We start from the raw sequence: 22,245 nt of genomic DNA, 5'->3' as shown, positions 1-22,245 counted from the left end.
GGGTATCGGGCGACATCGCCGCGCGCTTTGGCCGGTGGCCACCGGCCAAAGCGCTCAGTCGCTTCCATCGCACATTTTGCTCAATGGGCAGATACAAGGGGTCTGTCTCCGCGGAGAGAACCCCTCATCCGCCTCCGCTTCGCTCCGGCACCTTCTCCCACAAGGGGAGAAGGAAGAATCAAGCCGATGTACCCCGCAAACCGGGATGGCAGGCCCGCCGCAATTTCAGCCGCGGTCCGCGCCGGATTGCGCTACAATACCCCGCATAACAGCCGTCAAAGCCCCCGCGGAGGGGTAGGCCACACAGTGGGAGAAAGCTCATGCAGTTCAGGGTTTCGCCGAAGACGCTCAGCGAGTACAGCGCCGAGCAATGGCAGGCGCGGGTCGACCTCGCGGCCGCGCACCGGCTGGCCTTCATCCAGGGATTTTCCGAAGGCATCTTCAATCATCTGACCTTCGTGGTGCCTGATAGCACCGATCGCTACTATCAGATCCCGTTCGGCACGCATTGGTCCGAGGTCACGGCTTCCTGCTTCATGGAAGTCGGCATCGACGACGGCGAGGTCAAGCGCGGGGAGGGCGAAGTGGAGCGCTCCTGCTATTGCATCCACGCGCCAATCCACAAGGCTCTGCCGCAGGCGAAGGCGGTGTTTCACACCCACATGCCGCATGCCAGCGCGCTGACGCGGCTCGAAGACCCCCGCATCAAGGAGATCGGCCAGACCGAGGTCGGGCTGTCGGGCGCCATCGCCTATGACGACGAATATTCCGGCCCGGCGCTCGATCCTGCCGAAGGCGCGCGGCTCGCAAAAGTCATCGGCGACAAGACCGTGCTGTTCATGGCTAACCACGGCATCTCCACCGTCGGCGCGACCGTCGCGGAAGCCTACGACATGCTGTACTACGTCGAGCGGGCCGCCCAGGTGCAGATCTACGCGATGTGGACCGGCCAGAAGCTGAAACAGCTTCCTGCGCCTGTGGTGGAAAAAACCAAACGTGATTACAAGGACGAGCATCTCTACAAGGGACCGACCCCGGCCCAGCGGCATTTTGATGCGCTGAAGCGGATGCTGGACAGGAAAGAGCCTGATTACGCGACGTAATCGCTGCTGCCGTGTAGACGGCTTGTAGGGTGGGCAAAGGCGCGCTCTTCGCGCCGTGCCCACCATCTTCTATCCGGATTGGTGCTGCAAAGGGTGGGCACGCTTCGCTTTGCCCACCCTGCGCCTTCCTTCCTGTGGGAGAAGGAAGGCAGTCAGCCCGCCGCCCTGACGCCGTCCGCAAACTGGTGCCAGATCTCAGGCCGCCAGCTTCCATTGGCAGCGCCCGAGGTCGACGGCAATATCCATACCCTGGTGTCGCCGATCAGTTCCACCTGCTCGCCATAGTCTCGCGTGCCGTCGAAGAATTTCTGTCCGGCCGTCTTGCTGGTGAATGCCAGGAACTGCGGACGAAAGGTCGCGATGGCATTACTCAGGCGTAAGCGATCCGCCGCCGTCAGTTTGGGAAGCGTGGCGCGGTCCATCCCGGCGCCCGCTTTCACGAGATCAGTCAGGCCGATCCCATGTTGCAGCAGGCTGCGATATTGATGCGGCCGCAGCAGCTCCGGCGTAAGCTTTGTCTCGTGCAAGATCTTCCAGAACTTGTTTTGCCGGTGCGCGTAATAGGCCCGCTCAGCAGCGGACGTCGTGCCGGCCGCGGTTCCGCACAACACGATGCGAAGGGAATGTTGCAGCAGGTCGCTCAGCACATCAGTCACGCTAGCGACAATCCTATTGGCTCGCCCACACGATCCTTGCGATCCAGGCGACGTCGTCGGCGTCGAGCGTGCGATCGGCCTGGGACGGATTGAGCGACTGCAGTTCCAGCGTCTTGGTGGTGCGGCGCTTCAATTCCTTGACCATCACTTCGCCATCCGACGTTTTGAGCACCACGCGGTCGCCGCGCCGGATCGGCGTTCCCGGCGACACTACGATGATGTCGCCGTCGCGATAGGTCGGCTTCATCGAATCGCCGGATATCTCCAGCGCGTAGGCGTGTTCGTCAGAGGCCTGTGGCAGCGCGACCTCGTCCCAGCCACGGCCGGCGGGAAAGCCGCTCTCGTCGAAATGGCCGCCGCTGCCGGCTTGCGCCAGGGCAAGCATCGGCACCGATTGCAGGCCGCGTGCGCCGTCGCCGATCAACTGCACAAAGGTGTCGATCGACGAATTGGTCGCGGCCAGCGCCTTCGATACCGATTCGGTGGAAGGCCACCGCTCGCGGCCGTCAGCCGTGATGCGCTTGGATTTGTTGAAGGTGGTGGGGTCGAGTCCACTGCGTTTGGCGAGCCCCGAGGGCGACATGCCGGCGCGTTCGGCCAGCCGGTCGAGCGCGGTCCAGACCTGGCCGTGGGTCAAGATGCGCTGTGTCTTGGAATGCCTGGCCATCGAGAATCCCGAAATCGCCTAGGAATTATTGCCTCATTCGGCCCCTTTGCGCAAATCTCCGCGTTGGGCCTGCTGCGCAGCGCTTGAGTTAGCGGCCTGCGGCCTTTACGGTCTGCCGCCACCCCGGCCATTTCCGGGAAAATCCCAAGAGACTCAACGACAAGCCCCGGGAAAGGCCGTGCGAACCATTTATAAAATCACTCCGGCCTCGGCCTGGCGCGAGGCCGAACGGCAGGGCGTCTACCGGGGTAGTAGCGACGATCTGCGCGACGGCTACATTCATTTCTCCACGGCATCCCAGGTCGCCGAGACGGCGCGAAAGCATTATTTCGGCCAAACCGGCCTGTTCCTGGTCGCGGTCGACGCGGCCGCGCTGGGCGACGCCTTGCGCTGGGAGCCTTCGCGCAACGACGAACTGTTCCCGCATCTCTACGGCGAACTCGATCTCGGGGCGGTGACCGCCATCCTCGACATGCGCGCGCGATCCGATGGCACTCACGACATTCCGGAGCTTCTCCCGTGATCCGCGCCTTCGATGCCTTTTCGCTGCCGCTGTTGCGCTGGTTCGATCCGGAAGATGCGCATCGCATGGCGATCCAGGGGCTGCGGCTGCTGCCCCCGGTCAAGCCGCGCGCCGACGACCACAAACTGGCGGTGCGCGCCTTCGGCCTGAACTTTCCCAATCCGATCGGCATGGCCGCGGGCTTCGACAAGAGCGCGGAGGTGCCCGACGCGTTGTTGCGGCTCGGTTTCGGCTTCGTCGAAATCGGCACGGTGACGCCGAAGCCGCAGGGCGGCAATCCGCGGCCGCGGCTGTTTCGGCTGGAGCGGGATGAAGCCGTGATCAACCGCATGGGCTTCAACAATGACGGCGCCGAAGCCGCGCTGCGCCGGCTTGCGGCGCGCGCCAACCATGGCGGCATCGTCGGCGTCAATGTCGGGGCCAACAAGGATTCGTCCGACCGCGTCGCCGACTACGTCAAGCTGATCGAGACATTTGCGCCGGTCGCGAGCTATTTCACCGTCAACGTCTCCTCGCCGAACACGCCGGGCCTGCGCAACCTGCAGCAATCCGCAGCGCTTGACGACCTGCTCGCCAAGGTCATCGATGCCAGGGAGCGGGTGCGCAAGAATGCCGGCGATTCGCCGGTGCTGCTGAAGATCGCGCCGGATCTGAGTTTGACGGAACTTGACGACGTCGTGCACATCGCGCGCTCGCGCGGTGTCGACGGCATGATCGTCGCCAACACCACGCTGGCGCGGCCCTCGAGCTTGCGCGAACAGGCCCGCGCGAAAGAGCAGGGCGGATTATCGGGGCGGCCGCTGTTTCGATTATCGACCCGCATGGTGGCGGAGACTTTTGTCCGCACCGAAGGCGCGTTTCCGCTGATCGGAGTCGGCGGCATCGATTCCGGCGGTGCCGCGCTGACGAAAATCCGCGCCGGCGCCAGCCTGATCCAGCTCTACTCGTCGCTGGTCTACAAGGGCCTTGGCCTCGTCGACGACATCAAGAACGATCTGGCCTCGACCTTGCTGCGCACGGGACGTGACTCGCTGTCGGAGATCGTCGGCGCCGATGCGGCGACGATCACGGCAGAGGACTGGCCGGTTGTGTAGTTGCGTTCTCGTAGCCCGCATGGAGCGAAGCGCAATCCGGGATCGGACTCTCCGCTTGCACAAGGCCGCGGATTTCGCTTCGCTCCATCCGGGCTACGAGCTACTAGCCAAACGACTTCTTCAACAGCGCCGGATAGCGCAACGCCTCCAGCCCACCGCGGGCGGCGTAGTGCACGAGTAGCGCGCCCCATAGTCCGGCATTGCCGAACGAGCGCAGCGCGAACCATGCGGCAAGGAAGATCGCCAGCGAGGCCACCATCAGATTGCGCATGTCGCGCGCCCAGGTCGCGCCGATATAGACACCGTCAAAGGCAAAGGCGAACACGCCAAGCAGCGGCGCAAAAATCACGAACGGCAGATAATCGCGCGCGATGCGCCGCACCTCCGCGCTTGCCGTCATGATGTCGATAAACGCAGGCCCGAACAGCAGGAAACAGGCGGCGACCGCGAGCGCGAAGCCAAAGCCCCACATCACGACGAGCTTCACGGCGCCAGCGAAGGCCGCCTTGTCGCGTGCGCCATAGGCACGGCCGCAGAGCTGCTCGGCTGCGTTGGCGAGGCCGTCGAGAAAAAAGGCGCCGAACAGCAGAAAATTGTTGAGTACGGCATTGGCGGCGAGCGTCATGTCGCCGGCACGGGCGCCCTGCGCGGTGAAGAACAGAAACGCCGCGATCAGCGACGCGGTGCGGATCATGATGTCGCGGTTGACCGAGAGCATGCGCATCAGCTTGGTGCGGTCGAACAGCAACGCGCGGGAAGCCGCGAACTGCCCTTTCGAAAGGTGGCGCGCGATCAGCAAGCCGAGCAGGAGGCCTGCGGCCTCCGCGATCAGCGCCGCGATTGCAGCGCCGGCAATTCCGAAGTCGAAAACCAGCACCAGCACGACGGTCGCCGCCACGTTGATGAGATTGATGGTGATCTGCATGCCGAGCGCCAATTTGGCGCGGGCCTGCCCGATCAACCATCCCAGCACGACATAATTGCCGAGCGCCAGCGGCGAAGACCAGATCCGGATGATGAAGTAGGTTTTGGCCGCGCGCGTGACGCCCTCGCTGCCGCCCATCGCGTTGAGCAGAATAGTGGCGAGCGGAATCTGCAGGGCGATCAGCGTCGCGCCAACCAGCGCCGCAACGATCAACCCGCGCATCAGGATCGCGCGTAATTCCGACGTCTCGCCTGATCCCAGCGATTGCGCCGTGAAGGCCACCGTGCTCATGCGCAGGAACCCGAACAGCCAGAATACGCAGTCAAAAAGCACGGACGCCATCGCGACACCGCCGAGCAGCGTGGCGTCGCCGAGCCGGCCGATCGCCGTGGTCGCGACGATGCCGATCAGCGGCGTGGTCAGGTTCGCGACCATCGCGGGGCCGGCGATGGCAAATACCTGTGCCGTCGTGACTCTGGATGGAGTTACGGGCGAATGCATGCCTAGAGCTCGACGGCCATGCCGTCATGCGCGGCCGTGTAGGGCAGTTCGTCCAGCCGGCCGAGCATGTCGTCGCTCATATGCGTCAGCACCAGCTTTTTCGCGTTGATCTCAGGAAGGTGCGCTTCCAGCGTTTTCAGGCTGAGATGATTCCTGATGATTTTGTCGTAGTAGTAGGCCTCGGCAATGAACAGGTCCGCGCCGCGCGCCGCCGGGATCAGCATATCCGTCCACTCGGTATCGGCGCTGTAGGTGATGACGCGCCCCTCGGCCTCGACGCGATAGGCCAGGAATGGTCCGCCGGATTCGCCGTGGACCACGGGATATGGCGTCACCTTGACGTCGCCAAACGTCCGGCTCTGTTGCGGTTCAAGCGCAACGACCGAGAGATCGAATCGCTGCTTTGTCTTCGAGGAATGCTCGAACAGCGATTCCATCAGGTTGGCGAGCTTCGTCTCGATGCCCTGAGGACCTGCGATGACGAGCGGACGGGCGCGCCGTGTGAACTGCGCGTCTAGCAGCAGGAACGGCAAGCCGCCAAAATGGTCGCCGTGGAAATGTGTGATCAGGATCAGGTCGATCTCGTCGCGCGCGATGCCGAGACGCTTCAGCGCGGGCAGCGACGACGCGCCGCAATCGATCAGGAAATTGGCGCTAGCGCCCGTGACGTGGAAGCAGGTGTTGAACCTGCCGCCGGAACCGAGCGCGTCGCCGCAGCCGACAAATCGCAATTGCATCGGCTGCTCACCGCCTCCAAGTTACTATCGCCCGCGGGGGCTGCCGAACAGCCGCGACAACAGCCAGATCGGGATCACGATAACAGCGCCGAGCAGGAAGTAGCGCCACAGCCAGTTGACGGCGTCGAAGCCGAGATCCCATAGCCGTCGGAACAGCATCTGGATGCTGTGCAGGATATTCCAGGGATCGAAGCCGATGGCGGCGAGCACGACGCCGACCAGGATCGACAGCAGGATGAGCCGGAACGCCACCGCCAGCGGCGAGCCGCCGAGGAAGCGGTACAGGCCGTCATTGCTGGCCGGCAGGTCTCTGACGTCGTTGGGCATCGGTCTCTCCTCGCAGGTCGCGCGCATTATAGGCACGGCGGGGCAGATGGGGAACCCGCTCGTATCAGTCAATGGCCGCCATGCGCCCTTGGAATGTTAATTTGCCGTCACGTCCTTCAGCATTCGCTCCAGCGTCTCCAGCCGGTCGGCCTCGCGCGGCGGCTTGTCCCAGCGCAGCCGGCTGATGCGCGGAAACCGCATCGCGACGCCGGATTTGTGCCGCGGCGAGCGCGCCAATCCCTCGAAGGCGACTTCCAGCACCAGGCCCTGGTCCGGTTCGTGCACGACATGCCGCACGGGGCCGAACTTTTCCGTCGTGTTGCGGCGGACGAAACGGTCGATCTGCAAGAGTTCCTCGTCGGTGAAGCCGAAATAGGCCTTTCCGACCGGCACCAGCTGCTCGCCGTCCTCGCCCGAAGTCCAGACGCCGAAGGTGTAGTCCGAATAATAGGACGAACGCTTGCCGTGGCCGCGCTGGGCGTACATCAACACTGCGTCGATGATGTGCGGGTCGCGCTTCCATTTCCACCACTGGCCCTTGGGTCGCCCCGGCAGGTAAGGCGCGTCGCGGCGCTTGAGCATCACGCCCTCGACGGCTTCGGCATCCTCGCCCGCGCCAGCGCTTGAGGGATCGGCACGCGCGGCCATTAGCGTCTCCCAGCTATCGAAGGCGATCGTCGGCGAGAGATCTATGCGCGGGTCGTCAAGCTTCCTTACGAAGGCGTCGAGATGGGCGCGGCGTTCTGCAAACGGCAATTCGCGCAGATCGTTCTCGTCGTCGCCGAGCAGGTCGTAGGCGCGCAGATGGATCGGAAAATCCTTGATCAGCTTCGGCGAGACAACTTTTCGGTTCAGCCGCTGCTGCAGAACGTTGAAGGTCTGCACGCGGCCTTCGCGCAGCACCAATAGCTCGCCATCGATGGCGCCGGGCAGATGCAGCGACGGCACGAGGTCGGGAAAGCTCTTGGTGATGTCCTCGCCGGTGCGGGAATAGAGCCGTGCCTGCATGTAGCCGCGCTCGTCGCGGCCCGCGACCGCCTGCACGCGAATGCCGTCCCATTTCCATTCCGCGATGAAATCGGCCGGATCGAGACTGGCGAAATCCGTATCCTCGATCGCATGCGCCAGCATCACCGGGCGGAACGGCGCCGGGTCGCGGTTGACCGGCTTCTCGCCGCGGCCTTCCAGCCATGCGAAAAGGTCGAGATAGGGCGGGGCGAGCCCCGGCCAGATCAGTTCGATCTCGTGCGGGTCCTTGTCGCCCAGCGCGGCCGCCGCGGTTTTCGCAAGCCGCGCCGAAATCCCGATCCGCATCGCGCCGGTGACGAGTTTTAGCAGTGCCCAGCGCCCGATCTCGTCGAGCTCATCGAGCCAGCGCGCGAGCTGTTTTGGGAGGTCGGTCTTGCCGAGCGTGCGAAGGGTGGTGACGACTTCGGACAGGGTGGGGGGAGGCGGGTTGTTATGGCCGGCTGGTGCCGCCTTCGGCCACATCAGCGCGACCGTCTCGGATAAGTCGCCGACATAATCATACGACAGCCCAAACAGCACCGGATCGGTACGATCCATAATCAAATCGCGGATCAGCCCCGGCTTGGCGTGTTTGAACGACAGCGCGCCAGTCAGCGCCGCCAGCGCGTAGCCGCGGTCGGGATCGGGCGTGTCGCGAAAATAGGCCGTGATCAGCCGCAGCTTGTTGTTGCGGCCGGGCTCATAGGCGAGGCGATCCAGAAGTTCGGCGAAGCGGTTCATGCCTCGGCCTCGTCGGCCGCGACCACCTCGTGCTCCTCCTCGTCGCCATAGCCGACGAGATCGAGCGGCCGCGCGGCAAGCCCGCGGGTCTTGCACCAATGCACCAGCGCGTCTTCCTGCCCGTGGGTGACCCAGACTTCGCCGGCGCCGGTGGCTTCGATGGTCGCGGTCAGGCCGTCCCAATCGGCGTGGTCCGATATCACCAGCGGCAGTTCGACGCCGCGCTGGCGGGCGCGCGCCCGCACCCGCATCCAGCCCGAAGCGAATGCCGTGACCGGATCGGGAAATCGCCTGGTCCAGATGTCTGATGTGGCCGACGGCGGCGCCAGCGTGATGGTGCCGGCGAGATCGGCCTTCTTCACGCCCTTGACGGTGCGTAGCTCGCCAAGCGCGATGCCGCGGCTTTCATAGTAGTGCGTGATCTCTTCCATCGCGCCATGCAGATAAATCGGCGCGTCGCAACCTTCCTGGCGCAGCAGCGCGATCACGCGCTGCGCCTTGCCGAGCGAATAGGCCCCGACCAGATGCGCGCGCTCGGGAAACAGTGCGACGGATGCCAGCAGCTTCTTCACCTCGTCGGCCGCATCGCCATGGCGGAACACCGGCAGGCCGAACGTCGCCTCGGTGATGAAGACGTCGCAGGGCACCACTTCGAATGGCGTGCAGGTCGGGTCGATGGCGTCCTTGTAGTCGCCGGACGCGACGATGCAGGTGTCCTTGCAGCTCACCGCGATCTGCGCCGAGCCCAGCACATGGCCCGCGGGATGGAATTTGATTTTGACATCGCCGAGCCGGATTTCTTCGCCATAGCGCACCGCCTGCGTGCTGCGGGCAAAATTGTCGCCATAGCGCAGCCGCATCATGTCGAGCGTTTCCTGCGTGGCGAGCACGGCGCCATGGCCGGCGCGGGCATGGTCGGAATGGCCGTGGGTAATCACGGCGCGCTCGACCGCACGCACCGGGTCGATGTGGAAGCCGCCCGGTTTGCAGCACAGGCCGGCGGCAGCGGGGATCAGGATGTCCTGCGGGCGCATGCCAGACATATAGGTGCTTTGGCCGCAAAGTTTAGCTGTCGTGCGCGGGCTTGACCCGCGCATCCATCTTCGCGAAGAGTCCTTGCTTTGATGGATTGCCGGGTCAAGCCCGGCAATGACAAGCCTGGTTCCTGAAATGCCCGCCCGCGTTTTTCTGTCTTCCGGCGATCTGATGGCCGACCGCCGGTTCGAATTTGCCCGCGACCTGCAATTGAAGGGCGATCTGCCCACCGCTGCCGATCTGCTGATGCAGGCGATCGAGCTGGCGCCGAATTTCACATCCGCCTGGTTCACGCTCGCCGGCATCCGCGAAGAACTCGGCGAGCACCGGGCGGCGATTGCGGCGTATCAAAAGGCCCAGGCCGGCGATCCCGGCGACCGCCACGGCGCCGGGCTTCGATTGATGCGGCTCGGCGCCGAGCCCGTGTCCGGCATGCCGCAGGCCTATGTGCAGGCGCTGTTCGACCAATATGCGCCGCGGTTCGAAGCTTCGCTGGTCGGCGATCTCGGCTATCGCGGCCCGGCGCTGCTGTTCAAGGCGGTGCTGTCGGTGCGATCGGCCGCCGGCAAGCCGGCGTTATTCAAGCGCGCCATCGACCTCGGCTGCGGCACCGGGCTGGCTGCGGCCGCCTTCGCCCGCACGGTCGATCATTTCATCGGCGTCGACCTGTCGCCGCGCATGATCGAGCGGTCGCGCGCCACTTCGCTGTATGCGGAGCTGAAAGTCGCGGACATGTTGCAGGGCCTGCGTGCGCGGCCGGACGCCAGCGCCGATCTCATTCTCGCTGCGGACGCCATGGTGTACGTCGCCGAGCTTGCACCGGTTCTCGCGGAAGCCGCTCGCGTACTGGCCTCCGGCGGGCTGCTTGCTTTCACCACCGAAACCCATGACGGCGAAGGCGTCGTCATCGGCCACGGGCTGCGCTATGCCCATGCGGCGGCTTACGTGCGCGCCGCGGTCGAATCCGCCGGCCTCAAATTGCCCCTGCTGGAAGATCGCTCCGCCCGCAACGAGGACAACGCGCCGGTTCCAGGCCTCGTCGCCATCGCCGCGAAAACTTGAGTCTAGACGCTACGCAATGGCCGAATGGCGGCATTGCGTGCGACATGTCCGCTATTGCCAGTGGCGCCGGAATGGCTGATCAAGACTCCCATAAGGGAGAAACAACAATGAAGAACAAACAAACCCGGCGCGAATTCGGCGCCACCGCGCTCGCTACCGTCCTCGCATCCGCCATGCCCGCGCCATCAGTCTGGGCGGCCGAGAAAAAATACGATCCCGGCGCCAGCGACACAGAAATCAAGCTCGGACAAACCGTGCCGCATTCAGGTCCCGGCTCGCTCTATGGCGTGCTGGGGCGGGTCGGCGAGGTCTATTTCCAGATGCTGAATGAAAAGGGCGGCATCAATGGGCGCAAGGTGAAGTTCCTCTCCATGGACGATGCCTACAGCGCGCCGAAATGCGTCGAGGCGACGCGGCGGCTGGTCGAGCAGGAGGAGGTGCTGGCGCTGTATGGCTCGCTCGGCACCGCGCCGCAGACCGCCGTGCACAAATATCTCAACTCGAAGGGCGTGCCGCAGCTATTGCTCAACACCGGCGCGTCGAAATGGAACGATCCGAAGAATTTCAAATGGACCATGGCGGGGCTGCCGCTGTATCCGACCGAAGCACGCATTCTCGCCAAGCATGTCGTGGGCGTGAAGCCGAACGCCAAGATCGGCATCCTCTACCAGAACGACGATTTCGGCCGCGATTTCCTCGCGCCCTTCAAGAAGGTGCTGGCGGATGCCGGCGGCATCGCCAAGGTGATCATCGAGCAGACCTACGATCTGACCGAGCCGACGATCGATTCGCAGATCATCAATCTCTCGAAATCCGGCGCGGATGTTTTCTACAATATCTCCACCGGCAAGGCGTCGTCGCAGTCGATCCGTAAAGTCGCCGAACTCGGCTGGAAGCCGCTGCATCTGTTGTCGGCGGGCTCGACCGGCCGCTCGATTCTTGGCGCCGCCGGCCTCGAGAACTGCACGGGCATCGTCGCGATCCGCTACGCCAAGGAGGTCGGCGTGCCGCGCTTCGAGAAGGATCCCGACGTGATGGCGTTCGAGGAACTGCGCAAGAAATACCTGCCTAATGTCGACCCCGATAACACCATCGCCTTTGCCGGCTACGGCCAGGTAGTGGCGATGGCGGAGATCCTGCGCCGCTGCGGCGACGAGCTCACCCGCGCCAACGTTCTGAAGCAGGCCACGACGCTGGCGGGCTTCCATTCCCCCTACATGCTGGACGGCGTAACCTACAGCTACACGCCCGACGACTACACGCCGATGAAGACGCTCTACATCTCAATCTTCAACGGCAAGGACTGGGACATTTCCGACAAGCCGGTGACGGAGTAGAGGCGGCGGGCGCGCCGGCCGCTGCCACCTGCTGCCACTCGACGAAGCCGCCTGAACCGCTTACCTCTTAGGCGTGTCGACGCTCGATCTTTTCTCCGTCACGCCGCTCGAAACGGCCGACCTGCTGCCGCGCCGGTTTCGCGACTGGTTCGCCGCGCGCGGCTGGTCGCCGCGCGAGCATCAGTTGTCGCTATTGGCAAAAGCCCGCGACGACCGTTCGGCGCTGCTGATCGCGCCGACCGGCGCCGGCAAGACGCTGGCCGGATTTCTGCCGACGCTGGTGGAACTGTCTTCTACCGCTGACTCAAGGGGCGGAGGCGACAAGAGCCTCATCTCGACCGGCCGCGGCGTGAAGCGCACCGGCGGCCTCCACACCCTCTACATCTCGCCGCTGAAGGCTCTCGCGGTCGACATCGCGCGCAATCTGGAGACGCCGATCGCCGAGATGGGGCTGCCGATCAAGGTTGAGACCCGCACCGGCGATACGCCGGTGTCGCGGCGGCAGCGGCAGCGCCGCTATCCGCCGGACGTCCTGCTCACCACGCCGGAACAACTGGCGCTGCTGCTGTCCTCCGATGACGCACCGTTCCTGTTCTCTTCACTCAAGCGCATCGTGCTCGACGAACTGCATGCGCTCGTCACCTCCAAGCGCGGCGATTTGCTGTCGCTCGGGCTGGCGCGGCTGTGGCGGCTGGCGCCCGAGATGCGCGCGATCGGTCTTTCGGCGACGGTAGCGGAGCCGGAATCGCTGGCGCGGTTTCTGGTGCCGCAGCGCGACGGCAGGGAGGTCTCCGCCGACATCGTCGTGGCCGGCGGCGCGGCGGCGCCCGTCGTCGAGATGCTCGACACAAAAGAACGCCTGCCATGGGCCGGCCATACCGCGCGCCACGCGCTCGGCGAAATGTACGAGCTGATCAAGCGCAACAAGACCACGCTCATTTTCGTCAACACCCGCAGCCAGGCCGAAATGCTGTTCCAGGATTTCTGGCGGATGAACGACGACGGCCTCGCGATCGCCCTGCATCACGGCTCGCTCGATGTCGCGCAGCGCCGCAAGGTCGAGGACGCGATGGCGGCCGGAAAACTGCGCGGCGTGGTCTGTACCTCGTCGCTCGATCTCGGCATCGACTGGGGCGACATCGATCTCGTCATCAATGTCGGCGCTCCCAAAGGCTCCTCGCGGCTGATGCAGCGGATCGGCCGCGCCAACCATCGACTCGATGAGCCCTCGCGCGCGGTCCTGATCCCGGCCAACCGCTTCGAGGTGCTGGAATGCCGCGTCGCGATCGATGCGATCGCTGAAAATGCACAGGACACGCCACCCTTGCGCACCGGCGCGCTCGACGTGCTGGCGCAGCACGTGCTCGGCTGCGCCTGCGGCGAGCCGTTTCTATCCGACGAACTCTACGCGGAAGTCCTGACCTCGGCGCCATACGCGTCGCTGACGCGAACCGATTTCGACGACGTGGTCGATTTCGTCGCCACCGGCGGCTATGCGCTGAAGACCTACGAACGCTTCGCGCGCATCAAGCAGGACAAGCAGGGGCGCTGGCGCGTCGCCAACCCAAAAGTGCGGCAGAGCTATCGCCTCAACGTCGGCACCATCGTCGAAGAGCCCATGCTGAAGGTGCGCCTGGTGCGCGGGCGTGGCGGCGGTTCGGGATCGACCGGCGCACTCGGGCGCGGTGGACGGATGCTCGGCGAAATCGAAGAATATTTCATCGAGGGGTTGGTGGTCGGCGATACCTTTGTCTTCGGCGGCGAAGTGGTTCGCTACGAAGCGCTTGCTGAAGACCAGGTCTACGTCTCGCGCGCCAACGACATGGACGCAAAGGTGCCGTCCTATGCGGGCGGCAAGTTCCCGCTTTCCACGTATCTTGCCGAGCGTGTTCGCAAGCTGCTCGACGACCGCCGCGCCTGGAATGCGTTGCCGGATCAGGTGCGCGACTGGCTGTCGCTGCAAAAGCATTTTTCACTGGTGCCGGCGGTTAGGGAACTGCTGATCGAAACCTTTCCCCGCGGCAACAAGCACTACCTCGTCTGCTATCCCTTCGAGGGACGGCTGGCGCATCAGACGCTCGGCATGCTCTTGACGCGGCGGATGGAGCGCGTGCGGGTGCGGCCGCTCGGCTTCGTCGCCAACGAATACGCGCTCGCCGTGTGGGCCCTCGGCGACATGTCATTCATGATTCGGCACGGCAAGCTCGATCTCAACGCGCTGTTCGATCCGGACATGCTGGGCGACGACCTCGAGGCGTGGCTCGCCGAATCCGCGCTGATGAAGCGCACCTTCCGTACCTGCGCGGTAATATCGGGCCTGATCGCCCGCCGTTTCACCGGCGAAGAAAAATCCCGCCGCCAGGTGCTGTTCTCCACCGACCTGATCTACGACGTGCTGCGCAAGCACCAGGCCGACCACGTGCTGCTGCGCGCGGCGCGCGCGGATGCCGCCGCGGGTCTGCTCGATCTCAAGCGTCTTGGTGATATGCTGTCGCGCATCCAGGGACGAATCACCCATCGGGAACTTGAACATGTTTCGCCGCTCGCAGTCCCCGTGATGCTGGAAATCGGCCGCGAGTCAGTTTATGGCGAAGCGGGAGATGAGTTGCTGGCGGAAGCTGCCGATGAACTCGTCAAAGAGGCGATGGGATAGACGGGAAGGCACGTGACGGCAGGGGCGCAATCTTCGGGAGACGATCAACAGATGCGCGCCTCGAAGGTCATGGTTGCTGACGTGACGTTCGTTGCCGATCTCTCCGGCGCGCTGTTCTGGCAGGAGCAGCGCCTGCTCGTCGTCTCCGACCTGCACCTGGAAAAGGGCTCCAGCTACGCGAAGCGCGGCGTGCTGCTGCCACCCTATGACACGGTTGCGACGCTGGGCCGTCTCGCCGCCGTCATCGCGCGCCACGACCCGCGCATGGTGATCGCGCTTGGCGACAGTTTCCACGATCGCGATGCGCATGAGCGGCTGTCAGCGCCCGACCGCGACGCGCTCTCGGCGATGCAGGCGCGGCGCGACTGGATCTGGATATCAGGAAATCACGATCCCGCCCTGCCGTCCGATCTCGGCGGCGTGGTGGCGAGCGAAGTTGCGATCGGTCCAATCGCGTTCCGCCATGAGCCGACGGGGAAAGCGGGCGAAATCGCCGGCCACCTCCATCCCAAAGCCCGCGTCGCCACCCGCGGCCGGTCGATGGAGCGGCGATGCTTTGCTTCCGACGGCGAGCGTGCGGTGATGCCGGCGTTCGGCGCCTATACGGGCGGCCTGAGCATCCGCGATCCGGCGTTCGCAAAAATTTTCCAGACGCCGGGTTTCATGGCGCATGTGCTCGGCGACAACCGGCTGCACGCCATTGCGGCGTCCCGCTGTTATTGAAAATTCGTTGCGCGCCGCAGCGACGTAGGGTGGGCAAAGCGAAGCGTGCCCACCATTCACGCCAACGATTTCGGAGAGGTGGTGGGCACGGCGCTAGTGCGCCTTTGCCCACCCTACGATCTGCGTCCTTTACGCTGCCTTCGCCTGTACCGTGCCGCAGAACTCGGCGAGCCGATCCGCCAGCCGCAATGTCGCATGGCTGGCATCGGGGGCCGCCACCAATGCCACTTCGGTGCGGTCGATCGGTGCGAAGCCGTCCTTCGCGGTCAGCACGCGATGGTCGGCCTGGATCGCCATCTCGGACAAAATGCTGAGGCCCATGCCGGCGGCGACAGCGGCCTGGATGCCCGAGAGGTTGGAAGAGGTGTAGGTCATGTGCCAGCTCCGCCCGGCGCTTTCCAGCGCGTGGATCGCGCCCGCACGGTACAGGCAGCCGGTGGGAAAGCCGATCAGCGGCACCGAGCCGGTGCTGACATCGCGCGGATGGCTCTTGCTGGTGACCCAGTGCACGCGCTCCGGCCACACCGCAATGCCGCCCTTTTCCCCTGCAGCACGCTTGAACAATGCGAGATCGAGTTCGCCACGTTCGAGCTCCCGCTTGAGGTTGGCGCTTTGGTCGGCGCGGACGTCGAGCCGCAGGCCGGGATGCGAGCGCGAGAATGCCGCAAGCAGTTTCGTCAAGCGATAGGCGGCAAAATCCTCGGGCACACCCAGCCGCACCGCGCCCTCGCTCTCGGGGCGCGCCACCACGTCGCGCGCCTCTTCTGCGAGCGATAGCAGCCGCCGCGCATAAGACAACAGCCGCTCGCCGGCTTCCGTCGGCGTCACATCCTTGCCGTTACGGTTGAGCAGCGGCTGGCCGACATCGTCTTCCAGCCGCTTGATCTGCTGGCTGACGGTCGATTGCGTACGATGGACGCGCTCGCCGGCGCGGGTAAAGCCGCCGGAATCGACGACGGAGACGAAGCTGCGCAGGAGTTCGAGATCGAGCATCTGAATGCTCCATTTATAAATCCACTGAATGGCAGTTTATCATTTAATTTCCAAATATCAAGGCGAGGGCCTACCTGATTGGGAAAGGAGACTTCCCATGTCGCTCGCGCCCTCGGTCGCGGTTCCCCGCGCCGCCTTCAATCCGCTCCCGCTCTATATCGCGCTCTTCTGCCTGCTCTGGAGCTTCGCCTTCGTCGCCGGCAAGATCGGCGTCACCGATTGCCCGCCGCTTATCCTGCTCACGGCGAGATTCTCGCTGGCCGGCATCCTGATCCTCGGCGTCACCGCGCTGCGCGGCGAAGCCTGGTCCTCGCTCACCTGGCGCGATGCCGGCATTTTCGCGATCCTCGGCGTCGCCAATAACGCGCTCTATCTCGGCCTCGGTTATACCGGATTGCAGACCGTATCCGCCGGCCTTGGTGGCCTGATCGTCAGCGCCAATCCGGCGTTCACCGCCGTGCTCGCGGCGGCCTTTCTGGGTGAGGCGCTGACTTGGCGCAAAGTAATGGGCCTCCTGCTCGGCATATCCGGCGTCGGCTTCATCGTCTGGCACCGCATGTCGGTCGGTACAGACGACTGGCACGGCATCCTGTTCACGTTGGCCTCATTGGCCTCGATCGTGGCCGGCACCATCCTGTTCAAGGTGCTGGCGCCGAAGGGGAGTCTCTGGGTCGGCAACGGCGTGCAGAATCTCGCCGCGGGAATCGTGCTGCTGCCGTTCGCGTTCACCTTCGCCAGAGTCGGCGATATCGTGCCGAGCGCGCGGCTGCTGGGCGCGTTTGCCTTCCTCGTGCTCGGCGGTTCGATCCTGGCCTATCTGCTCTGGTTTCATCTGTTGAAGGTCTGTGGCGCGACGGCCGCGAGTGCCTATCACTTCCTGATGCCGCCGCTCGGCATGCTGTTCGCCTTCCTCGTGCTCGGTGAGCACGTCGAATTCCGCGACCTGCTCGGGATCGTTCCGGTGGCGCTCGGTATCTATCTGGTGACCCGTCCCGCGGCGTCGGCGTCGATCAAGAGGAGTACGACATGACCCTCACTATCACCCTGATCGGAGGCCCAACCGCCTTGATCGAGATCGACGGCTTCCGTCTCCTCACCGATCCGACCTTCGACGAACCCGGCGCCTATCAGTTGCCGCATGTGAAACTGGAAAAACTGACCGGGCCCGCGATGAGCGCGCGCGAGGTCGGCGCGATCGACGCGGTGCTGCTGAGCCATGATCAGCACTCGGATAATTGAGCCATGATCAGCACTCGGATAATCTCGACCATTCCGGCCGTGACTTTCTCGGCGAGGCGAAGCGCGTGCTGACGACGGAGGCGGGTGCAAACCGGCTCGGCTGCAAGACCGAGGGCTTTGCGCCCTGGGCATCGACCGAGTTGAAGAAGGGCGGCCAGTCGTTGACCATCACCGCAACGCCCGCGCGTCACGGGCCGGCCGGCATCGAGCCGCTGTCGGGCGACGTCATCGGCTTCGTGGTGGAATCGAGCAAGGCGGGGAGCCGCCCGATCTACATCAGCGGCGACACCACCTGGTTCGATGGCGTCGCAGAAGTCGCACGCCGCTTCAAATGCGGTGTGGTGTTGCCGTTCGCCGGCGCAGCCCAGACCCGCGGTCCGTTCCATCTCACCATGGATACCAACGACACCATCGAGACCGCGCGCGCCTTTGCCGATGCGGTGATCGTGCCCGTGCATACCGACGGCTGGGCGCATTTCCGCCAGAGCGCCGGCGATTTGCGCGCCACCTTCGACACGCTGGGCTTTGGATCGCGATTGCGGATCCTGGAGCCGGGCGTGGCGACGATCATCGAAACGGCGCCCGCGTAATGGCAGGTTCCTCTGTCAGGAACTTGCGCCATCCAGTTTCGTTATCGTGGCTGCATGGACCAGACGACATCGAATTCAAAACATCCCGGCAATGCAGGCGTTACGGGCGCGAGGTCGGCGGCGAAAGCCGGCCCTACCCGGCCGTTTCGCTTTCGCGATGCGGTCAAGGCGCTCGGCCCCGGCCTGATCACCGGCGCGTCCGACGACGATCCGTCGGGAATCGGCACCTACAGCCAGGCCGGCGCGCAGCTCGGCTACGGCATCGGCTGGACCATGCTGCTGACGTTTCCGTTGATGGCGGCGATCCAGGAAATTTCCGCGCGCGTCGGCCGCGTCACCGGCCACGGCCTATCGGGCAATGTGTGCCGGCATTATTCGTCATGGCTGCTCAATGTGGTGGTGGCGCTGTTGTTCATCGCCAACACCATCAACATCGGCGCCGATCTCGGCGCCATGGCGGACGCCACCAAACTGCTGATCGGCGGCCACGCCATCATCTATGTCCTGCTGTTCGGTGTGACGTCGGTGGCGGCGCAGATCTTCCTCGACTACAAACGCTATGTCTCGGTGCTGAAATGGCTGACGCTCAGCCTGTTCGCCTATGTCGCGGCGCTGGCGTTTGCGAAGGTGTCGTGGGGCGAGGCGCTGGCCGGCATCCTCGTTCCACGCGTGACCTGGAGCGCGGACTATTTCACCACCATCGTCGCGATCCTCGGCACCACGATCTCGCCCTATCTGTTCTTCTGGCAGGCTTCGCAGGAAGCCGAGGACCAACGCGTCGATGCGGCCAAGCGTCCCCTGATCGAAAAGCACTACGGCGCGCGAAAGGAATTTTCTCGCATCCGCGCCGACACCATCATCGGCATGGCGTTCTCCAATTTGATCGCGCTGTCGATCATCGTCACTGCGGCGGCGACGCTGCATGCGGCTGGCAAGACCGATATCCAGAGCTCGGCGGAAGCCGCCGAAGCGCTGCGTCCGATCGCGGGTGCGTTCGCGGAAGCGATCTTTGCGCTCGGCATCGTCGGCACCGGCCTACTGGCGATTCCCGTGCTCGCCGGCGCCACCGCGTATGCCGTCGGCGAGGGGCGGCGATGGCCGGTCGGGCTCGCGCGCAAGCCGAAGGAAGCCGCTGCCTTCTACGCCGTGCTGGCGCTGTCGGCGGGTATCGGCATCGCGCTGAACTTCACGCCGATCAACCCGATCTCGGCGCTGTACTGGAGCGCCGTCATCAACGGCGTCCTTGCCGTGCCGGTGATGGTGCTCTTGATGTTCATGGCGCGGCGCAAGGACGTGATGGGCCGCTTCGTCGTCGGGGGGCCGCTGTATTGGCTCGGCTGGCTGTCGACGGCAGCGATGATGCTTAGCGTGGTGGCGATGGGCCTCGGGTTTTTTGTCGGGAAGTCGTGACGACGGATGTGTAGGGTGGGCAAAGGCGCGCTTGCGCCGTGCCCACCATCTATCCAATTCGTTGTCGGAATGGTGGGCACGCTGCGCTTTGTCCACCCTACACGATGTGGCTCGCCTCAATCCTTCCGGAACACGATGGACGCCATCCATCCCGTCATCAGCGCCATGAAGGCGGTGATCAGCCCGTAGACGAAGCCGTGCTGCTGCGCCGTGGTGGCGACGAACTGCTCGAAGCCTACCTTGACGATTTCGAACGCGGTGTCGGTCTTGGTCACCAGCGCGCCATCGGCGAACAGCTTGATCTCGACGTTGTACAGACCTATCGGCACCTCGGCCGGCAGCGGAATGCTGGTGCGGAACAAGGTCGGCGTCAGGAACGTCACTGCCGAGGTCTCCTCGCGATACAACCCATGCTGCTTGCGCAACCGCACGAAGGCGCTGCGGAAGGCGTCGTCAGGCACCACGTCGGCGTAATCGCCGCCGACGCGCTGGGTCAGCAAGACGTTGTTCAGCCCGAGCTGCTGCCGCCGCTGCACCTCGGGCGAGGCGATGGCATCGAACGGCCGGTTGGAGAAAAGCGCCAGGTAGGCCGGCACTTTCAGGAACTGCCGGGAGTCGGTGTTGATCCAGATCCCGAACCGGCGTTCCTTGCGGCGGGTCACCATGTCGGCGCGCGGGCCGGCAATCGTCACCACCAGATCGTAAGTGCGATTGGCTGGCGTGTTGGCGTCCTTCTCCACCGAGCCAAACAGGACCAGTTCCTCGCCGGAGTAGTTCGGCGTCACGGTGACGCGATGGTTCGATACCGACACGATCAGCTTTTCGGCCCGCGCGGGCGTGACCGCGAGCGTGGCGCCCAGCGCAAGACCTCCAAGTATGAGCAGGAGGCGCGCGATCATCCCGTCACTCCGGTTTCCCGCACGGTGAAGAGATCCTCAGGCCGGATCACCAGTTCGACGGCAAAGCGGATGCCGACGGCGAGCACCAAGAGCCCGAGCAGGAGTCTCAAATGTTCGCCGCGGATTTTCTGCCCGGCGCGCGCGCCGAACTGGGCGCCGGTGACGCCGCCGACCATCAGGATCAGCGCCAGCACGGCATCGACCAGATGGTTGGTGACCGCATGCAGCATGGTGGCGAACACCATGGTGACCAGCGTGAGCACCATCGAGGTGCCGATCACGGTCGAGGTCGGCACCCGCAGCACGTAGATCAACAGCGGCACCAGGATGAAGCCGCCGCCGATGCCCATCACGGCGCCAATGAAGCCGATGACCAGGCCGATCACAACGACGGGAATCACGGACAGATAGATCTTCGAGCGCTTGAAGCGCATCTTCAGCGGCAAGCCATGGATCCAGACATGGCTGCCCGGGCGGCGCGTGGTGACCGGGCCGCCGCGGCGGGCGCGCAACAGCGCCCGCAGGCCCTCCCAGAACATCAGGCCGCCGACGGTGGTCAGCAGGATCACGTAGGACGTCGCGATCATGAGATCGAGCTGACCCAGCGAGCGCAGCAGCGTGAAGGTCCAGACCCCGAGCGCGGTGCCCATACTGCCGCCGGTCAACAGCACCGCCGCCAGCAGCGGATCGATGGCGCGCCGTCGCCAATAGGAGAGCGCGCCGGAAAACGACGAGGCGGCGATGTGGCTGGCGACGGAGGCGACCGCGACCGCCGGCGCAATGCCGACGAAGATCAACAGCGGCGTCATCAGGAAGCCGCCACCGATCCCGAACATGCCGGACACGAACCCAACCGCCGCGCCCATCGCCAGGATGAGGAAAACATTGACCGGAATGTCGGCGATCGGGAGGTAGAGCTGCACGCGCGTCTGCTTTTTTAAGCTTTGCCGCAAGAGACGGCCGGGGCCGCTCTTGGCACGGTTTCTGTTGTATTTGCCGGCAGTGGAAGCCGGTTCGCGCATGCACCCTTGCGTGCGCAGGGCCGGTTCCCGCGCCTTTGCATAACTGAATTCGGGGGGATGAGGGACTAAAAATGCCCGGGAAGGCAAATTTTTGCCTCACGCGGCCACGCGTCCGTCAGGACGTTGAAACGCTGTTACAAATCCGCGCGGCGCAGGTCGGTCGCCGGGCCCGGCGATTGGCCGGCTCAGGGCTTCCCGAGCGGGTCGGTGACGAGGTTCATCGCGAGCGCCTGCTTGGGGCTGAGCCAGCGAATCTCCCGTGTCTCGGACATCGCTTCCACAACGGAGGATGAGACCCCCATTTTGGTCATGTAGCCCAGCACCGCGCCGGAAATTCGCTGCGCCTCCGCGACGGGGTCGTCCACGGGCCGGGTTGTGACGAACCGATGAACGCCCAGGGCCGAGCCCAGTACGCCGAACCGGGTTTTGCCGCCGGCATAGACGAGCACGCAGGCGCTGGCGCAATAAGCGGGCTTGATGCGGCCCGAGGCATCGGCGCTGCCGACCGCGGTCACCAGGCCGCGCGACCTGATGATCTCGCCCATGATCACGGCCTGATTCAAATTGCCGCCGGGCGAGGACAACAGGATCATGTCACCGGCGGTGAGATTGAGCTGGTCTAGTCTGTCGCGGAACAGTTTTGCGGCGGCGGGGCCGATCGTCCCGCTGACCTGGAGCGCACGCCGGCCATGCGCGGCGCCGTCGAGATCGACCTTGGCGATCGGCGTGAACGTCATGCTCGACGAGACGTACTGATCCTTCCAGTAGTCCCAGGCTTCGGGATGTGACAGGTCGCGGTAGGCGCGAATGCAGACACCGGAAACCAGCAGGACGAAGATGGCAACCGTCCAGAAATGCGGTTTGCGGCGAGGCGGATGGACCGGCGGCGGGGGAGGTTGATGGAGCGGAATGCGAGGCGGTGCGACCGAAGGGCCTGTCGGCGGCCTCCGGAAATTATTCTCCCCGCCCTGGCTATTCTGGTGTGACAAACAATCCTCTT

General features: G+C 64.6%; 20 protein-coding genes and 1 pseudogene. 10 read left to right on the top strand and 11 right to left on the bottom strand.

Annotated elements, in window-relative coordinates:
* The first annotated feature begins 320 nt into the window (after positions 1-320).
* On the top strand, positions 321-1,103 hold the full coding sequence (locus IVB22_RS23575; protein ID WP_247519628.1) for a class II aldolase/adducin family protein: 783 nt from the start codon (positions 321-323) through the stop codon (positions 1,101-1,103).
* A 152-nt stretch (positions 1,104-1,255) separates the two neighbouring features.
* Here IVB22_RS23575 and IVB22_RS23570 read toward each other — a convergent pair whose 3' ends face one another.
* Both IVB22_RS23570 and IVB22_RS23565 read right to left on the bottom strand, forming a co-directional pair.
* Positions 1,256-1,759, bottom strand: a complete 504-nt coding sequence (locus IVB22_RS23570; RefSeq protein ID WP_247519627.1) for a mismatch-specific DNA-glycosylase — start codon at positions 1,757-1,759, stop codon at positions 1,256-1,258.
* A 13-nt stretch (positions 1,760-1,772) separates the two neighbouring features.
* Positions 1,773-2,426: a helix-turn-helix transcriptional regulator gene (locus IVB22_RS23565; protein WP_247519626.1), complete on the bottom strand. Its 654-nt coding sequence runs from the start codon at positions 2,424-2,426 to the stop codon at positions 1,773-1,775.
* A 178-nt stretch (positions 2,427-2,604) separates the two neighbouring features.
* Between IVB22_RS23565 and IVB22_RS23560 the strand changes: the two genes are divergently transcribed.
* Together IVB22_RS23560 and IVB22_RS23555 are read left to right on the top strand one after the other, a co-directional pair.
* A complete protein-coding gene (locus tag IVB22_RS23560; RefSeq protein WP_247519625.1) occupies positions 2,605-2,949 on the top strand; it encodes a DUF952 domain-containing protein in 345 nt (114 codons plus the stop codon).
* Positions 2,946-4,043 carry a quinone-dependent dihydroorotate dehydrogenase gene (locus tag IVB22_RS23555; protein ID WP_247519624.1) on the top strand — a complete coding sequence of 366 codons (1,098 nt, stop codon included), beginning with the start codon at positions 2,946-2,948 and terminating at the stop codon, positions 4,041-4,043. Before IVB22_RS23560 ends, IVB22_RS23555 begins: the two co-directional genes overlap by 4 nt.
* 103 nt (positions 4,044-4,146) lie before the next feature.
* Here the strand turns inward: IVB22_RS23555 and IVB22_RS23550 are convergent, their stop codons facing one another.
* The 5 genes from IVB22_RS23550 to IVB22_RS23530 form a co-directional block, all read right to left on the bottom strand.
* Positions 4,147-5,469 (bottom strand): MATE family efflux transporter, encoded by a 1,323-nt coding sequence (locus IVB22_RS23550; protein ID WP_247519623.1) that lies wholly within the window; start codon positions 5,467-5,469, stop codon positions 4,147-4,149.
* A 2-nt stretch (positions 5,470-5,471) separates the two neighbouring features.
* Complete coding sequence (locus IVB22_RS23545) at positions 5,472-6,206, bottom strand: MBL fold metallo-hydrolase (RefSeq protein WP_247519622.1); 735 nt, start codon at positions 6,204-6,206, stop codon at positions 5,472-5,474.
* A 24-nt stretch (positions 6,207-6,230) separates the two neighbouring features.
* Entirely contained in the window at positions 6,231-6,533 is a 303-nt protein-coding gene (locus IVB22_RS23540; RefSeq protein ID WP_214492052.1) for a DUF6460 domain-containing protein, read from the bottom strand.
* A 96-nt stretch (positions 6,534-6,629) separates the two neighbouring features.
* Positions 6,630-8,282, bottom strand: coding sequence for a cisplatin damage response ATP-dependent DNA ligase (locus IVB22_RS23535; RefSeq protein WP_247519621.1), 1,653 nt, complete (start codon positions 8,280-8,282; stop codon positions 6,630-6,632).
* Positions 8,279-9,316 carry a ligase-associated DNA damage response exonuclease gene (locus tag IVB22_RS23530; protein WP_247519643.1) on the bottom strand — a complete coding sequence of 346 codons (1,038 nt, stop codon included), beginning with the start codon at positions 9,314-9,316 and terminating at the stop codon, positions 8,279-8,281. The genes IVB22_RS23535 and IVB22_RS23530 overlap by 4 nt, the downstream gene beginning before the upstream one ends.
* A 136-nt stretch (positions 9,317-9,452) precedes the next feature.
* Here IVB22_RS23530 and IVB22_RS23525 point away from each other — a divergent pair, with 136 nt between their 5' ends.
* The 4 genes from IVB22_RS23525 (at position 9,453) to pdeM (ending at position 15,092) form a co-directional block, all read left to right on the top strand.
* The gene (locus IVB22_RS23525) at positions 9,453-10,379 is read left to right on the top strand and encodes a class I SAM-dependent methyltransferase (RefSeq protein WP_247519620.1); all 927 of its coding nucleotides are present in this window, start codon (positions 9,453-9,455) and stop codon (positions 10,377-10,379) included.
* Positions 10,380-10,486: 107 nt separating this feature from the next.
* Positions 10,487-11,716, top strand: a complete 1,230-nt coding sequence (locus IVB22_RS23520) for an ABC transporter substrate-binding protein (protein ID WP_247519619.1) — start codon at positions 10,487-10,489, stop codon at positions 11,714-11,716.
* Positions 11,717-11,789: 73 nt separating this feature from the next.
* Positions 11,790-14,369, top strand: a complete 2,580-nt coding sequence (locus IVB22_RS23515; RefSeq protein WP_374207617.1) for a ligase-associated DNA damage response DEXH box helicase — start codon at positions 11,790-11,792, stop codon at positions 14,367-14,369.
* Positions 14,370-14,420: 51 nt separating this feature from the next.
* The gene (pdeM, locus tag IVB22_RS23510) at positions 14,421-15,092 is read left to right on the top strand and encodes a ligase-associated DNA damage response endonuclease PdeM (protein WP_247519618.1); all 672 of its coding nucleotides are present in this window, start codon (positions 14,421-14,423) and stop codon (positions 15,090-15,092) included.
* Between the two features lie 129 nt (positions 15,093-15,221).
* On the opposite strand, the gene IVB22_RS23505 is transcribed toward pdeM, so the two are convergent.
* Complete coding sequence (locus tag IVB22_RS23505; protein ID WP_247519617.1) at positions 15,222-16,085, bottom strand: LysR family transcriptional regulator; 864 nt, start codon at positions 16,083-16,085, stop codon at positions 15,222-15,224.
* A 97-nt stretch (positions 16,086-16,182) separates the two neighbouring features.
* On the opposite strand from IVB22_RS23505, the gene IVB22_RS23500 reads away from it, so the two are divergent.
* The 3 genes and pseudogenes from IVB22_RS23500 to IVB22_RS23490 all read left to right on the top strand — a co-directional run bounded on the left by IVB22_RS23500 (position 16,183) and on the right by IVB22_RS23490 (position 19,324).
* Positions 16,183-17,115, top strand: coding sequence for a DMT family transporter (locus tag IVB22_RS23500; protein WP_247519616.1), 933 nt, complete (start codon positions 16,183-16,185; stop codon positions 17,113-17,115).
* Positions 17,112-17,914 (top strand): annotated as a pseudogene (locus IVB22_RS23495) (MBL fold metallo-hydrolase). Before IVB22_RS23500 ends, IVB22_RS23495 begins: the two are co-directional and overlap by 4 nt.
* A 54-nt stretch (positions 17,915-17,968) precedes the next feature.
* Positions 17,969-19,324 (top strand): NRAMP family divalent metal transporter, encoded by a 1,356-nt coding sequence (locus IVB22_RS23490; RefSeq protein ID WP_247519615.1) that lies wholly within the window; start codon positions 17,969-17,971, stop codon positions 19,322-19,324.
* Between the two features lie 116 nt (positions 19,325-19,440).
* Here the strand turns inward: IVB22_RS23490 and IVB22_RS23485 are convergent, their stop codons facing one another.
* The 3 genes from IVB22_RS23485 to IVB22_RS23475 form a co-directional block, all read right to left on the bottom strand.
* Positions 19,441-20,223 carry a TIGR02186 family protein gene (locus IVB22_RS23485; protein WP_247519614.1) on the bottom strand — a complete coding sequence of 261 codons (783 nt, stop codon included), beginning with the start codon at positions 20,221-20,223 and terminating at the stop codon, positions 19,441-19,443.
* The gene (locus tag IVB22_RS23480; RefSeq protein WP_247519613.1) at positions 20,220-21,146 is read right to left on the bottom strand and encodes a sulfite exporter TauE/SafE family protein; all 927 of its coding nucleotides are present in this window, start codon (positions 21,144-21,146) and stop codon (positions 20,220-20,222) included. Before IVB22_RS23480 ends, IVB22_RS23485 begins: the two co-directional genes overlap by 4 nt.
* A gap of 284 nt (positions 21,147-21,430) precedes the next feature.
* Complete coding sequence (locus IVB22_RS23475) at positions 21,431-22,234, bottom strand: hypothetical protein (protein WP_247519612.1); 804 nt, start codon at positions 22,232-22,234, stop codon at positions 21,431-21,433.
* Between the last annotated feature and the right edge of the window lie 11 nt (positions 22,235-22,245).

Origin of the sequence: Bradyrhizobium sp. 190 (assembly GCF_023073415.1) — a bacterium.
Taxonomy (GTDB): domain Bacteria; phylum Pseudomonadota; class Alphaproteobacteria; order Rhizobiales; family Xanthobacteraceae; genus Bradyrhizobium.
The sequence above is the reverse complement of the archived record's forward strand: the minus strand, read 5'-3'. Positions and strand labels throughout refer to the sequence as shown.